We start from the raw sequence: 14,591 nt of genomic DNA on the forward strand, positions 1-14,591 counted from the left end.
GCTTACTGCAGCAGGAGGATGAAGGAAAGCATTTCGGACAAGGTGAGGGTGGCGGGGAAGGCTGGCTTCCCCGCGTACTCCATGCTTACTGCTTCTTGCCCAGCAAATCGAGCAGGATCGACGTTTCCGCCGTGATCGCCGCCTTGATGGTCGGCTGGTACTCGGGCGCCCACTGCGGCGAGTGCGGGCCGGCCAGCGGTTTGCCGCTGGCCTTGGCCGCCGCCAGCTTGGACGGCTCCACGGCGCCGATATGCAGCAGTACGGCTTTTACGCCGGCCTGGCCGTAGTTGGCGAAGTCTTCCGACGTCATCTTGGCCGGCATTTCCGTCACATTGGCCGCGCCCAGCGATTTTTGCAGGGTAGACACCATGCGCAGGGTCAGATCCGGATCGTTGTAGACGGCGTCCGTGCCGGGGCGAATCTCCACCAGCGGCTCTTTCGGCGCGCCGGCGGCAAACGCTTCACCCTTGACTTCACGCGCGATGCTGGCCAGCACGCGCTTGCGCACGGCGTCCTTGAAGGTGCGCACCGTCAGCTGCATGGTGACCTGGTCGGGCACGATGTTGGCTTGCGTGCCGCCATGGATGCTGCCCACCGTGATGACGACGGGATCCATCGGATTGTTTTCGCGCGAGACCAGGGTTTGCAATGCCAGCACGATGCGCGCGGCCATGACGACGGGGTCGCGCGTGTCGTGCGGCGCGGCGCCGTGGCCGCCCTGGCCGTACACGGTGATGCTGATGGTGTCGGCGGCGGCGCGGAAGTAGCCGGCGTGGTAGCCCACCGTGCCCGATGGCAGTGTCGCTTCATCGTGGAAGGACAGCGCGTAGTCCGGTTTCGGGAAGCGCGTAAACAAGCCGTCCTTCAGCATGGCGGCAGCGCCCAGCAGCGGCTCTTCGGCCGGCTGGCCCACCAGCATCAGGGTGCCGCTCCAGTGCTGGCGGTTGTCCGCCATCAGCTTGGCGCTGCCATACCAGGCCGACATGTGCACGTCGTGGCCGCAGGCATGCATCACCGGCACGGTTTCGCCGGCCGCGTTCTTGGCCACTGCGCTGCTGGCAAACGGCAAGCCGGTTTTTTCCAGCACGGGCAGGGCGTCGATCTCCGTGCGCAGCATGACGACGGGACCGGGACCGTTGCGCAGGATGGCGACGACACCCGTGCCGCCGACGCCGGTAGTCACGTCAAAACCGAGCGCCTTGACCTTCTCGGCCAGCTTCTTTGCCGTCTCGACTTCCTGGAACGCCAGTTCCGGGTGGCGGTGCAAGTCCAGGTACAGGCTTTCGACGGCCGGGTAATTGGCCGCCAGCTGGGCCGCGATGGCGGGCGGCAAGGCCGCGCTGTGGACGCTGCCGGCGCAGGCGAGGGCGGCGGCGAAAGTGATTTGTTTCAGGGGGAATGCGGAAAATTTCATAGGTTTCTTTGAGAGACAGACGGGCGGACACGCACTGCGCGCCTGTGATTGCTGAGGAGACTTTTAACTTAACAGAAACATTTCTCAAAATCAATAAATCAGCTACATATATTTCAACAATGTATAATCTGCAATATAAAAAATTCCATATGGAATTAAATATATCTTCGATGCACTTATTGAGAGAAAAGACACCATGGGCTTTATCGCAAATATCAAGATCGGCAAGCGCCTGAGCATCGGCTTTGTCCTGATCCTGGCAATGACCGTTCTGATTGCTACCGTAGGCGTGTGGCGCCTCAATGAAGTGGCGACGTCCACGCGCGCCATGATGGCCGAACCGCTGACCAAGGAACGCCTGATTACCGACTGGTATGGCTTGAACTTTGCCTCGATCCGCCGCACGGCCGCCATCGTCAAGAGCAGCGACCCGGCGCTGGGACCGTATTTCAAGGAAGACTCGGCCGCGTCCGTGAAGAAGGCGGCCGAATTGCTCAAGCAGATCGAGCCGCTGGTCGCGGGCGACAAGGAAAAAGCCCTGTTCGCCAAGATCCTCGAGCAGCGCAAGGTGTACAGCGCCTCGCGCGATGGCGCCGTCAAGGCCAAGGCCGATGGCGACGTGGAAGGCGCGGCGCACATCCTCGACACCGCGTTCACCCCGGCCGCCAAGGTCTACCAGGATTTGCTGCAGGAACTGGTGACCATGCAGCGCGAAAGCATCGATGCGACGGCCAAGCAGATCGACGCTTCCGCCGTGCATGACACCACCGTCATCAGCCTGCTGACCCTGTTTGCCGTGGCGTTCGGCGTGTTGTGCTCGTGGCTGCTGACGACGGGCATCACGCGCCCGCTGCGCCAGGCGCTGGCGCTGGCCGAAACGGTGGCCGCCGGCGACCTGACGCAGACCGTCGCCACGACGGCGAAGGATGAAACGGGGGCGCTGCTGACGGCCCTGGGCAATATGAACAACAACCTGGTCGGCATCGTCAGCCAGGTGCGCAGCGGCACGGACAGCATCGCCACGGCCTCGTCGGAAATCGCCGCCGGCAACCTGGACCTGTCGTCGCGCACGGAACAGCAGGCCGGTTCGCTGGAAGAAACCGCCTCGTCGATGGAAGAACTGACCAGCACCGTCAGGCAGAATGCGGACAATGCGCGCCAGGCCAACCAGCTGGCCATCGCGGCGGCCGGTATCGCCAGCCGCGGCGGCGCGGTGGTGGCCGAAGTGGTGGAGACCATGGGTTCGATCAACGAATCGTCGCGCAAGATCGTCGACATTATCAGCGTGATCGACGGCATCGCCTTCCAGACGAATATCCTGGCGCTCAACGCGGCCGTGGAAGCGGCACGGGCCGGCGAGCAGGGCCGCGGTTTCGCCGTCGTGGCCGGCGAAGTGCGCAACCTGGCGCAGCGCTCGGCGGCGGCGGCCAAGGAAATCAAGGGCTTGATCGACGATTCCGTCAGCAAGGTGGGCGTGGGCGCCAAACTGGTCGACCAGGCCGGCGCGACGATGGATGAAGTGGTGTCCAGCGTCAAGCGCGTGACCGACATCATCGGCGAGATTTCCAGCGCCAGTCAGGAGCAGACGCACGGCATCGGGCAAGTCAACCAGGCGATTACCCAGATGGACCAGGTGACCCAGCAAAATGCGGCGCTGGTGGAAGAGGCGGCGGCAGCGGCCGGTTCGCTGCAGGAGCAGGCGTACGGCCTGGCGCAAGTGGTCAGCGTATTCAAGCTGCGCGAGCAGCCAGGCTTGCTGCGCCGCCCGGCGCCACAACCGGCAGCCGAGCGTCCTGCGCCGGCGCCGCGTGTTGCCGCGCGCAGCATTGCCGTCAAGACGAAGCCGCCGGCTCCCGCGAAAGCGCTGGCCGGCGACGACTGGGAAGAGTTTTAAGGCAGGTTAATGCAGAAACGGCGCCATCGTCATGAGGCGCCGTGCGTCAGGGTCAGCCTTGCTGCAGCGGAATCGTGCCGAACGTCGTCGGCGTCGAGCACGGCTCTTCGTCAAACGCGATGTCGCCCATGGGGTTGGCCACGCCGTCCGCCTTCAAGTCCTTGAAGCCGAACAGTTTCGGGTCCATCAAATGCGATGGCGCCACGTTCGACAGGGCCGAGAAGATGCTTTCCACGCGGCCGGGGAACTTCTTGTCCCATTCGCGCATCAAGCCCTTGATCTGCTTGCGCTGCAGGTTTTCCTGCGAACCGCACAGGTCGCACGGAATGATGGGGAAGCCCTTGACTTCCGCATAGCGCTGCGTGTCTTCTTCCTTCACGTAGGCCATCGGGCGGATGACGATGTGCTTGCCGTCGTCCGATTGCAGCTTGGCCGGCATGCCTTTCAGTTTGCCGCCGAAGAACATATTCAGGAAGAACGTTTCCAGGATGTCGTCGCGGTGGTGGCCCAGGGCGATCTTGTTGGCGCCCAGCTCGTCGGCCACGCGGTACAGGATGCCGCGGCGCAGGCGCGAGCACAGCGAACACGTCGTCTTGCCTTCCGGGATTAAACGCTTGACGATGCTGTACGTATCCTGGTTTTCGATGTGGAAAGCCACGCCCAGTTCCGTCAGGTAGGCGGGCAGGATTTCCGGCGGGAAGTTCGGCTGCTTTTGATCCAGGTTGACGGCGACGATATCGAAGTGAATCGGCGCGCGTTCGCGCAAGGTCATCAAAATGTCCAGCAGCGCATAGCTATCCTTGCCGCCCGACAGGCACACCATCACCTTGTCGCCGTCTTCGATCATGTTGAAGTCGCCGATGGCTTGCCCCACCAGGCGGCACAGGCGCTTGTGCAGCTTGTTGTTTTCCAGGGCGATCTTTTCCGCTTTCTTGCGCGCCAGTTTCTGCGCTTCCACGTTGGCCGGAATTTCCACGGCGGTTTCCATAACTGCGGTGTCGTTCATAGTGCTCATACTTCATCCTTGATCTTGAATACTTCCACGCCCACGCCTTCGCAGTCGGGATACACGTCCGGTTTCATGCTCGACACGCGCGCGGCGCGCACGCGCGGGTGCGCCAGCATGGCGGCCAGCACGTCGTCGACCAGGCTTTCCTGCAGCTGCACGTGGCCTTGCGCCATGCGCTTGGCGATGGTTTCGCGCATGAAGTCGTAGTCGACCACCTCTTCCAACTGGTCATCCTTGGGCGTCGACAGGGCCAGTGGAATGTACAGGTCGACGTTGATGAGGACGCGCTGCTCGCCCTTTTTTTCGAAGTCGTAGACGCCGATGTTGATGAGGACTTCGTAATTGCGCAGGAACAGCCGGCGGCAATCGGCCAGGCGAGGGTGGTACAGGGCGGACGACATAGTTTTACCTTTTCGGGGATGCTGGAATGCTGGTTGTTTGGTAGAGCTGCTGATTATTTGGTCAAAAACATGACGTCGCGCGGCAAACCGATCAGATGCTGGCCGCCATCGACCAGCAGGGTCGTGCCCGTCAGCGCGCGCGCGCCGGCCACGTAACAGACGCAGTCGGCCACATCCTCGGGCGTGCTGGAGCGTCCCAGCGGCGTGTTTTCATGCGCCTTGGCAAAGTTCGCTTCCGTCTGCTCGCCGGAGACCATGGTGATGCCGGGGGCAATGCCCACCACGCGCACTTTCGGCGCCAGCGCCTGGGCCAGCATGGTGGTCGCCGACAGCAGCGCCGCCTTGGACAGGGTGTACGACAAAAAATCAGGATTGAGATTGTACAGTTTTTGATCCAGCAAGTTGATGACCACGGCTTGCCCGCCGCTTGGGGTGGCCTGATACAGCGCTTGCGCCAGCAGGATGGGAGCGGCCAGGTTGGCGTGCATGTGGGCGTCGAGCGCGGTGAATGAAAAATTGCCCGCATTGTCGTATTCAAACAACGATGCGTTGTTGACCACGCAAGTCACTGGCCCCAGCGCCGCCTGTGCCTGCGGCAACAACTGGCGCACGGCCACTTCCTGCGCCAGGTCGCAGGGGAATGCTTGCGCGCGGCGGCCCAGCGCGATGATTTCCGCCACCAGGCTCTGCGCTTCCTCGCGCGAGTCGCGGTAGTGGACGGCGATATCCCAGCCGTCGCGCGCCAGGCCCAGTGCGATGGCGCGGCCGATGCGGCGCGCGGCGCCCGTGACGAGGGCGACGCGGGGAGTGCTGTCGAATGGCGTTGTCGTTGCTTCTGTCATGTCTTTGCTATGGTTGAGATATTCGGTGGACGCCACACTGGCGGCATGCGCCGCCGATTCGCTACAATGCGGGAATGTCTCTTCCCGCACCCGATAGCGACGCGCTGGCCGCGTCCCATGCTTTGCAGCACCAGATTGCCGCCGAAATCGCGCGCAATGACGGCGCCATTCCCTTTGTCCGCTTCATGGAGCTGGCGCTGTATGCGCCTGACCTCGGCTATTACAGCGGCGGCGCCGCCAAGCTGGGTAAAGATGGCGATTTTACAACCGCGCCGGAGATTTCGCCCCTGTTCGGCGCCACCCTGGCCCATGTGGCAGCCGCTATTATGGCGCAAACGGCCCCGCGCATCCTCGAATTCGGCGCCGGCACGGGCAAGCTGGCCCTGGACATCCTGACGGAAGCGGCGAATGCCGGCATCGCGGTCGAACAGTATGCGATCGTCGAATTGTCCGGAGAATTGCGCGCGCGCCAGGAGCTGGCGCTGGCCGCCTTCCCGCAGGTGGTGTGGCTCGACAGTTTCCCCGACAGTTTCGAAGGCGCCGTGTTCGGCAATGAAGTGCTCGACGCCATGCCCGTCAACCTGATCAGCAAGACACCGGCCGGCTGGTGCGAACTCGACGTCAGCATTGCCGATGGCCAGTTCGTGTTTGTCGAGCGCCCGGCCGGCGCCGACGTGGCCGCGCAGATCGCCGCCCAGGTGCCCGGCGCCGATGACTTGCCCGTCGGTTATGTCACGGAAATTCATGGCGTCGCCTGCGGCTTCATGCGCTCGCTGGCGCAGATGCTGACGAATGGCCAGGGCGGGGCGGCCGTGCTGTTCGATTACGGCTTTCCTGCGCACGAGTATTACCTGGACTTGCGCGCCACGGGCACCCTGATGTGCCATTACCGCCATCACGCCCATGCGGAACCGTTTTATCTGCCCGGCTTGCAGGACATAACGGCCCACGTGGATTTTACGGCCATGGCGGTGGCGGCGCAGGATGCGGGCCTCGACGTGCTCGCCTACATGAACCAGGCATCCTTCCTGCTGGGCTCTGGTATCGGCGACTTGCTGCTGCGCACCGATCCCGAGCGGGTCAAGACGTACTTGCCGCAGGCCAGCGCCGTACAAAAGCTGGTGTCGCCGGCCGAGATGGGAGAATTGTTCAAGGTGCTGGTGGTGGGGCATCGCGTGGAGTTGCCGGAAGCGCTGTTGTCCAGTGACCGCAGTCACCGCCTGTAAGCGCCGGCAATATCAAGGCAAGGCAGTGCCGCCCTGCAATTTCCTGTCCGCCGGTGGTTATTATCTTGTCATATCGTATATGATGACCGACACAGCACGGTTCCATCCTGCAAGAACCCGTCGCCGCGCACCGATTTCAAGATAGAACGATGGGAAAGATACATACACACTATGACAACCTGAAAGTGGCGCGCCTGGCGCCGCAGGAAGTCATACGTGCCGCGTACAAAGCCCTCAGCCAGAAATACCATCCAGACAAGAATCCCGGCGACGAGAAGGCCGCCCGCATCATGGCGATCCTCAACAGCGCCTATGGCACCTTGTCCGATCCACAACGCCGCAAGGAACACGACGAGTGGATCGCCGCCGAGGAGTGGGAAATCGAATGGCTGGAAAGCACCCACCACGAAGAAGGCAAGACCCGCGATGGCCGCGCGAAAGGCCATGCGCAATCGCATGAGCACGCCTGGGCGCAGGATGTGCCGCCGCCAAAGGGCAAGGCGCAGCGCGGCCTGCAGCCCATCTGGCGCAACTGGCGCTGGTGGCTGAGTTTGCTTGTTTGCCTGCTGCTGGGCTGGCTGGGCGCCTTGCTGATGCTCGATACCTCGCAGCCCGTGCCTGCCGCGCTGGCCTCGGCCTGGAGTGGCCTGGCCCGCGATGGCGGCAAGGCGCACCCGGACACGGCAACGGCGGATAGCGTTGCCACGCCGCCGGCAAAAAACGAAGCCGTGGCAATCGATAGCTGGGCGGTAGGCAAGCCGTATGCGGCCGAGCCCGCGCAAGCGAAGGCGCCCGAGATCCGAGTGCTGGCCGTGGCGCAGCTGAGCCTGAAAGCCAGCCGGCCCGTCTGCGATGGTGCCAGCCAGGCCGAGTCGGCAACACTGGTGGCGCCGAATGGCGAGCCTTGGCCGGCGCGGTCCGGCTATGTCGATGGCTTCCCGATCGGCAACAAGGGCGACGAACTGAGTTTGACCATCGATAACAGCGGCAACACGGCGCCCGTTTTCGTCAAGCTGTATGACCAGGAGCGGCGCTCGAATGTGCGCTACCTGTACATCCTGGGCAATGACAAGCTGACGGTGGAGCAGCTCAGCGCGGGCAAGTACGAAGTGCGCTACCAGGCCGTCGGGCCAGGCCAGGACAACTGCGGCGGCGCCCCGCGCAGCGGCGCTTCGATACCGGCGCCAGCGCCTGCCGCGGGAGAGGGCGGTACGCAGAATCCTGTTGTAAGCAGCATCTAATCTGATTATGCTTGATATGCGTCAACGCAGCGTCCACATCGAACTTATCCCTTAGGAGTATTCATGACCGACCTCAAAGCCGATGCAGATGATAACTGGCTGCTCGACGAAGATGAGCCGGTGGCCAGTCCCTCCGGGCTGGCCGCGCCCGACCAGCGCCTGTGGCGTGTGCTGATCGTCGATGACGACGTCGATGTGCATGCGGTCACGCGGCTGGCGCTGCGCAATGTCAGTTTCAAGGGCCGCGAACTGGAACTGTTTTCCGCCTACAGCGGCCGCGAAGGATACGAGATCCTGCGCGACACGCCCGATATCGCGCTGGTACTGCTCGACGTGGTGATGGAAACGGATGACGCAGGCCTGATCCTCGCCAAGCGCATCCGCGCCGACCTGAACAACTCCATCGTGCGCGTCGTGCTGCGCACGGGCCAGCCGGGCCAGGCGCCCGAGCAGCGCGTCATCATCGAATACGACATCAACGATTACAAGGCGAAGACGGAACTGACGACACAGAAGCTGTTTACCACCGTCATTTCGGCCCTGCGCGCCTACGAGAGCCTGATGATGCTCGAGCGCAGCCGCATCGGCCTGGGCAAGATCCTCGCCGGCGCCACCAATCTGTACCAGATCCATTCCCTGCGCGAATTCGCGTCCGGCGTGCTGAACCAGGTCAGCGCCATCCTCGACGTGGGCGCCGATGGCGTGCTGTGCCTGATGCAGGGAGGCGCCGGACGGCCCGAGGTGGTGGCAGCCACGGGCACGTATGCGGTGCTGGCCGAGTCCGAAGCGATGCCGGCGGATCACGCGCTCACGCCCACCATTGACAAGGCGTTCGCGGAAAAGCGCAGCCAGTTCGAGCATCCTGCCAATGTGCTGTTCATCCATACGGAAGGCAACCGCGAACTGGCCATCTCCGTTACGCCGCCGTGGCCGCTGGCGCAGATCCAGCGCGATCTGCTGGAAGTGTTTTGCCAGCGCATCGCGGCCGCCTTCGACAACCTGTACATGTTCGGCCAGCTGCGCAAGGCGCAGGAAGCGACCGTCGTGGCGCTGGCCGACTTGGCCGAGTTCCGCGACAGCGACACGGGCGGCCACGTGCGGCGCGTGCAGCTCTTGTCCGACGCCATCGCCCAGCGCATGCAGCAGCGCGGCGCGTATGCCGACGAGCTCAGCCCGCAGCTGCTCGACATGATCGGCCTGGCCAGCATCCTGCACGACGTGGGCAAGGTGGCCACGCCGGACGCCGTGCTATTGAAACCAGGCAAGCATACGGACGAGGAGCGCACGCAGATGCAGCTGCATGCCAGCGTCGGGCGCACCATCCTCGAGCGGGCCGCCAACATGGTCGACGGCGTCAGCTACCTGACCTATGGCGCGCAGATCGCCGGCGGCCACCACGAACACTTCGATGGCGCCGGCTACCCGAATGGCCTGAAAGGGCGCGACATCCCCGTGGCCGCGCGCATCGTTGCCGTGGTCGACGTCTTCGATGCCTTGCTGCATGAGCGGCCCTACAAGGAGCCGTGGCCGTATCCGCAGGTGCGCGAATACATCGAACAGCGCAGCGGCAGCCAGTTCGATCCGGAAGTGGTGGCGGCGCTGCTCGACCTGATCGACAACGAGCCGCAACTGTGGCATCCGGAGCACGCCACGGCTTGAGCAGCAACTTCGTTGGCGCTTTTCGGCACGCCGCCATTCCCTTGCGCGCGACGCCGTCATATACTCGGCAGCCTCATGCTGGCCGGCGCCACGCACCAGTGTGGCGCGCCGCGGAGTTTTCGGACATCACGACATGAAAGAACTCAAGGGCCTCAGCGCACTGATCATCGAACCGCATCCGGGCATGCGCGCCAGCCTGCACAATATGCTCAACCTGTGCGGCCTGGCGAAGATCGACGACGCGGCCAGCTCGGGTCAGGCGATCCGCATGCTGGGCAGCAAATCGTATGATCTGATCCTGTGCGAATACGACCTCGATGGCGGGCAGGATGGCCAGCAGATGCTGGAAGACTTGCGCCACCACAAATTGATGCACGCATCGACCATGTTCTTCATGGTCACGGGCGAAGGCAGCTTCGCCAAGGTAGTCAGCGCCGTCGAGCTGTTGCCCACCGATTACATCCTCAAGCCATTCACCGCTGACAACATGCTCGAGCGCATCGGCCGCGCGCTGGACAAGCGCAATGCCTTCGTGCCCGTGTATGAATTGATCGACGTGGGCAACGAGCGCGCGGCGATCGCCGCCTGCGCCGAGGGCGCCAGCCTGTATCCGCGCTACGCCACGGATTTCCTGCGCCTGCGCGCGGAACTGCATCTGCTGCTGGGCGAGGCGGCAGACGCCGAACCGATCTACGCAGCCTTGTACGAGAGCAAGTCCATCGGCTGGGCGCGCCTGGGGCAGGCCAAGACGCAATTCCTGCTGGGCGAGTACGAAGCGGCGCAGGCCACCCTGGAAGGACTGCTGGAAAACAACAAGCGTTTTCTCGACGCCTATGACTGGCTGGCGCGTACGCATCTGGCGCAAGGCAAGCCGGAACTGGCCCAGGCGGCCCTGAGCGAAGCGGTGGCCCTGTCGCCGCACGCCGTGCGCCGCTTGCGCCGCTTGGGCGAGGCGGCCCTGGCGGCCGACGATATCGAGATGGCGGAAAAATCCCTCAAGTTGGTGGTCAGCAAGGCCAAGTATTCGGAATTCCGCGATCCGGAAGACCATGTGCGCCTGGTGCAGACCCTGGTGCGCAAGGGCGATCCGCTGCAGGCGGGCGCCGTGATCCGCGACCTCGACAAGTCGATGGGCGGGCAAAAGAATGCGGAACTGTGCAGCGCCCTGTGCAGCGCCATGCTGCATGCGCATACGGGCAACGAAGAGCGCCTGCAGCAATCGCTGGACGCGGCCCTGGCCGCCAACCGCCACAGCGTGGGCGGCTCGAACATGCTGAAAACCGAACTGGCGCGCCACTGCCTGGCGCATGGGCGCGAGGATGGCGCGGCCGAGGTGATGCGCGAAGTCATGCGCAACGCGCCCGACAGCGCCGCCATGACGCGCGCCATGGCCGTGTTCGAACAGGCGGGACGCGAAGAGCTGGCCAAGGCGCTGGCGCGGCAAAGCCGCCAGGAAGTGGCCGACATGGTAGCGGCCGGCGCCGCCCGCGCGGGAGAGGGCGATTTCCGCGGCGCCGTCGACCTGATGGGCGAGGCCGTCACGCGCCTGCCCGATAATCCGCAAGTAGTCTTCAATGCGGCCGTGGCTGTGCTGAAATGCCTGGAGCACGAGGGCTGGGATGAGCGCATGGGCCAGCAGGCGCTGACATTTATCGCCGGCGTGCGCCGTTTGGACCCGCGCAACCCAAAATTGCCCGTGCTGTCGGGCCTGCATCAGCAGTTGTTGCGTAAATATAAGCCCCTGGGCAACTCCTGGATGCATCCGCCTGACGCCAGATAAACAGGAAAATGCGGGGCGAATGACGGGAAAATGCGGCTTACAGGTAGGATGGATAAAAAAAATGCGAAAAAAGTCGACTTTTTCGCGCCAACCCTTGCACATTCTCAAATCGGGAGCTTATAATCACGCCCCGAAGCAGCCAACTTCTTCTTTATACGCAAATGCAGCAGTCAGGCATCAGTAAATAAGGTTGACAGTTGTGAGTAGATGCTTCATACTCTGCGGTTCCCGCGGAGGGGTGGCCGAGTGGTTAAAGGCGACAGACTGTAAATCTGTTCTCTATGAGTACGCTGGTTCGAATCCAGCCCCCTCCACCAAGTTTTTGCAAGGAAAACTGGGTAGTAGCAAAAAGCAAGTGAAGAAAAGTGAACGATACCTCGCGGGTGTAGCTCAATGGTAGAGCAGAAGCCTTCCAAGCTTACGACGAGGGTTCGATTCCCTTCACCCGCTCCAGTTTCCGTTCAGATGCTTGATGCATCGCATGCAACAAATTACAGCCCTTGTAGCTCAGTGGTAGAGCACTCCCTTGGTAAGGGAGAGGCCACGTGTTCGATCCACGTCAAGGGCACCAGAATTCGCAGCAGGCAGCACAGAAGCAATTCAAACCAGACCGTCGGGCGTGTGCCTGAGCAATCTAATCAAATCATTAGGAGTTCAAAATGGCAAAAGGTAAATTCGAACGGACCAAGCCGCACGTCAACGTCGGCACCATCGGCCACGTCGACCACGGTAAAACCACGCTGACCGCTGCAATCGCAACGGTTCTGTCGAAGAAATTCGGCGGCGAAGCTAAAGCATACGACCAGATCGATGCAGCACCAGAAGAAAAAGCGCGCGGTATCACGATCAACACCGCCCACGTCGAGTACGAAACGGAAACGCGTCACTACGCGCACGTTGACTGCCCAGGCCACGCCGATTACATCAAAAACATGATTACCGGTGCAGCCCAGATGGACGGCGCAATCCTGGTGTGCTCCGCAGCTGACGGCCCAATGCCACAGACCCGCGAACACATCCTGCTGGCCCGCCAAGTTGGCGTTCCATACATCATCGTGTTCCTGAACAAGTGCGACCTGGTCGACGACGCAGAGCTGCTGGAGCTGGTTGAAATGGAAGTGCGCGAGCTGTTGTCGAAGTACGAATTCCCAGGCGACGACCTGCCAATCATCAAAGGTTCGGCACGTATGGCGCTGGAAGGCAAAGAAGGCGAAATGGGTGTTGACGCAGTGCTGCGTCTGGCCGATGCGCTGGATGCTTACATCCCAACGCCAGAGCGCGCTGTTGACGGTGCTTTCCTGATGCCAGTGGAAGACGTGTTCTCGATCTCGGGTCGCGGTACCGTTGTGACCGGTCGTATCGAGCGCGGCATTGTCAAAGTCGGCGAAGAGATCGAAATCGTCGGTATCACCGATACCGTCAAAACGACTTGCACCGGCGTGGAAATGTTCCGCAAGCTGCTGGACCAAGGTCAAGCTGGCGACAACGTTGGTCTGCTGCTGCGCGGCACCAAGCGTGAAGACGTGCAACGTGGTCAAGTTCTGGCCAAGCCAGGCTCGATCAAGCCGCATGCACACTTCACCGGCGAGATCTATGTTCTGTCGAAAGACGAAGGCGGCCGTCATACGCCATTCTTCAACAACTATCGTCCACAGTTCTACTTCCGTACGACGGACGTGACTGGTTCGATCGAGTTGCCAGCAGACAAAGAAATGGTCATGCCAGGTGATAACGTGTCGATCACCGTCAAGCTGATCAACCCGATCGCGATGGAAGAAGGTCTGCGCTTCGCTATCCGCGAAGGCGGCCGTACCGTCGGCGCCGGCGTGGTTGCAAAAATCCTCGCATAAGGAAATGTTATGCTTCCACCCGGGGCGTCCTGGGTGGTAGAATAGCACTCCTCGAAAGTTTTACGTAGGGACGTAGCTCAATTGGCAGAGCGTCGGTCTCCAAAACCGAAGGTTGGGGGTTCGATGCCCTCCGTCCCTGCCACCGTCAAGGTGCAGGGCACCGAAAGTAGAAAAATGTCAAATCAATCCGTGCAAACCGTTAGCACGTCGAGTGACAAGATAAAAGTCGCGCTGGCAATAGTAGCTGCGATTGCAGGAGTAGTCGGGTTTTATTACCTGGCAGGCCAACCAGCTCTGGTGCGTGCAAGCGCGCTTGTGGCTGGTTTGGTTATTGCTGTTGCGCTCTTGTATGTCTCGACGACCGGCCGTGAATTTCTCAATTTCGCCAAAGAAGCTGTGCGCGAAACCAAGAAAGTCGTTTGGCCTACCCGCAAAGAAGCCACGCAGATTACTGCGATCGTGTTTGCCTTTGTGCTGGTCATGGCGATTTTCCTGTGGGGCACGGATAAATTGCTCGAGTTTTTGTTGTATGACGTAATTCTTGGTTGGAAAAAATAATGAGCGAAAATGTGCATGATGAAGCGGCGGACGAGTCCGTTCCGGGCGACGCTCCGGTAGCGGACACTGGTGCAGCGCTGAGCGTGCCAGTCAGCAGCAAGCGCTGGTATGTCGTGCATGCTTATTCCGGCATGGAAAAAAGCGTCATGCGCGCACTGACCGAGCGCATCGAGCGCGCGGGCATGCAAGACCAGTTCGGCCAGATCCTGGTGCCGATCGAAGAAGTTGTCGAAGTCAAGAATGGTGTGAAGTCCGTCACCGAACGTCGTTTCTATCCTGGCTATGTGCTGGTTGAAATGGAAATGACGGACGAGAGCTGGCACTTGGTCAAGAACACCAGCAAGGTTACCGGTTTCATTGGTGGCAAGTCGAACAAGCCGACGCCGATCTCCGCGCGCGAAATCGACGGCATCATGAAGCAGATGCAGGAAGGTGTTGAAAAGCCCCGTCCAAAGACCTTGTACGAAGTGGGCGAGCAAGTCCGCATCAAGGATGGTCCGTTCACCGACTTCAACGGCAATGTCGAAGAAGTCAACTACGAGAAATCCAAAGTGCGCGTTTCGGTCACGATTTTTGGCCGCGCTACCCCGGTGGAACTCGAATTCGGCCAGGTCGAAAAAGTTTAAGTATTATCAAGCGCCACCAGGAGCGTCGCAGCGGTCTCAGCGAAATCCGGTCAGAGGAGCCCCGCCAGGGTAGGATCGGCGGGGCGCTACT

General features: G+C 61.7%; 12 protein-coding genes and 4 tRNA genes. 12 read left to right on the top strand and 4 right to left on the bottom strand.

All coding sequences use genetic code 11. From position 1 onward, the window contains the following. Nucleotides 1-85: 85 nt before the first annotated feature. Complete coding sequence (locus tag SKZ59_RS14075; RefSeq protein WP_070304548.1) at nt 86-1,414, bottom strand: amidohydrolase; 1,329 nt, start codon at nt 1,412-1,414, stop codon at nt 86-88. Nucleotides 1,415-1,610: 196 nt separating this feature from the next. Between SKZ59_RS14075 and SKZ59_RS14080 the strand changes: the two genes are divergently transcribed. Beyond that, a complete protein-coding gene (locus tag SKZ59_RS14080) occupies nt 1,611-3,308 on the top strand; it encodes a methyl-accepting chemotaxis protein (RefSeq protein WP_319992111.1) in 1,698 nt (565 codons plus the stop codon). A 52-nt stretch (nt 3,309-3,360) separates the two neighbouring features. Here SKZ59_RS14080 and ttcA read toward each other — a convergent pair whose 3' ends face one another. From ttcA to SKZ59_RS14095, 3 genes are read right to left on the bottom strand one after another with little or no spacing between them, the layout of a single operon-like run. After that, nucleotides 3,361-4,314 carry a tRNA 2-thiocytidine(32) synthetase TtcA gene (ttcA, locus tag SKZ59_RS14085; protein WP_413774559.1) on the bottom strand — a complete coding sequence of 318 codons (954 nt, stop codon included), beginning with the start codon at nt 4,312-4,314 and terminating at the stop codon, nt 3,361-3,363. Nucleotides 4,315-4,319: 5 nt separating this feature from the next. After that, a complete protein-coding gene (locus SKZ59_RS14090) occupies nt 4,320-4,718 on the bottom strand; it encodes a dihydroneopterin aldolase (RefSeq protein WP_070304550.1) in 399 nt (132 codons plus the stop codon). Nucleotides 4,719-4,771: 53 nt separating this feature from the next. After that, entirely contained in the window at nt 4,772-5,560 is a 789-nt protein-coding gene (locus tag SKZ59_RS14095; RefSeq protein ID WP_230518174.1) for an SDR family oxidoreductase, read from the bottom strand. Nucleotides 5,561-5,634: 74 nt separating this feature from the next. On the opposite strand from SKZ59_RS14095, the gene SKZ59_RS14100 reads away from it, so the two are divergent. From SKZ59_RS14100 to nusG, 11 genes are all read left to right on the top strand, one after another. Beyond that, nucleotides 5,635-6,786 (top strand): class I SAM-dependent methyltransferase, encoded by a 1,152-nt coding sequence (locus SKZ59_RS14100; protein WP_319992112.1) that lies wholly within the window; start codon nt 5,635-5,637, stop codon nt 6,784-6,786. Between the two features lie 149 nt (nt 6,787-6,935). Next, nucleotides 6,936-8,027: a J domain-containing protein gene (locus SKZ59_RS14105; protein ID WP_319992113.1), complete on the top strand. Its 1,092-nt coding sequence runs from the start codon at nt 6,936-6,938 to the stop codon at nt 8,025-8,027. Between the two features lie 63 nt (nt 8,028-8,090). Further along, nucleotides 8,091-9,686: a DUF3369 domain-containing protein gene (locus SKZ59_RS14110; protein ID WP_070304557.1), complete on the top strand. Its 1,596-nt coding sequence runs from the start codon at nt 8,091-8,093 to the stop codon at nt 9,684-9,686. A gap of 133 nt (nt 9,687-9,819) precedes the next feature. Then, on the top strand, nt 9,820-11,466 hold the full coding sequence (locus tag SKZ59_RS14115) for a response regulator (protein ID WP_319992114.1): 1,647 nt from the start codon (nt 9,820-9,822) through the stop codon (nt 11,464-11,466). Nucleotides 11,467-11,698: 232 nt separating this feature from the next. Beyond that, nucleotides 11,699-11,783, top strand: a tRNA-Tyr gene (locus SKZ59_RS14120). A gap of 62 nt (nt 11,784-11,845) precedes the next feature. Further along, a tRNA-Gly gene (locus SKZ59_RS14125) sits at nt 11,846-11,919 on the top strand. 43 nt (nt 11,920-11,962) lie between these two features. Next, nucleotides 11,963-12,037, top strand: a tRNA-Thr gene (locus SKZ59_RS14130). Nucleotides 12,038-12,125: 88 nt separating this feature from the next. Then, nucleotides 12,126-13,316, top strand: coding sequence for an elongation factor Tu (gene tuf, locus SKZ59_RS14135; protein ID WP_034753125.1), 1,191 nt, complete (start codon nt 12,126-12,128; stop codon nt 13,314-13,316). A gap of 66 nt (nt 13,317-13,382) precedes the next feature. Beyond that, nucleotides 13,383-13,458: transfer RNA gene (locus SKZ59_RS14140), tRNA-Trp, on the top strand. A 32-nt stretch (nt 13,459-13,490) separates the two neighbouring features. Beyond that, complete coding sequence (gene secE, locus SKZ59_RS14145) at nt 13,491-13,874, top strand: preprotein translocase subunit SecE (protein ID WP_010394308.1); 384 nt, start codon at nt 13,491-13,493, stop codon at nt 13,872-13,874. Then, the gene (nusG, locus tag SKZ59_RS14150; protein WP_034753130.1) at nt 13,874-14,500 is read left to right on the top strand and encodes a transcription termination/antitermination protein NusG; all 627 of its coding nucleotides are present in this window, start codon (nt 13,874-13,876) and stop codon (nt 14,498-14,500) included. Before secE ends, nusG begins: the two co-directional genes overlap by 1 nt. The last annotated feature ends 91 nt before the right edge of the window (nt 14,501-14,591 follow it).

This window comes from Janthinobacterium sp. GMG2, from assembly GCF_033949445.1.
GTDB lineage: Bacteria > Pseudomonadota > Gammaproteobacteria > Burkholderiales > Burkholderiaceae_D > Janthinobacterium > Janthinobacterium aestuarii.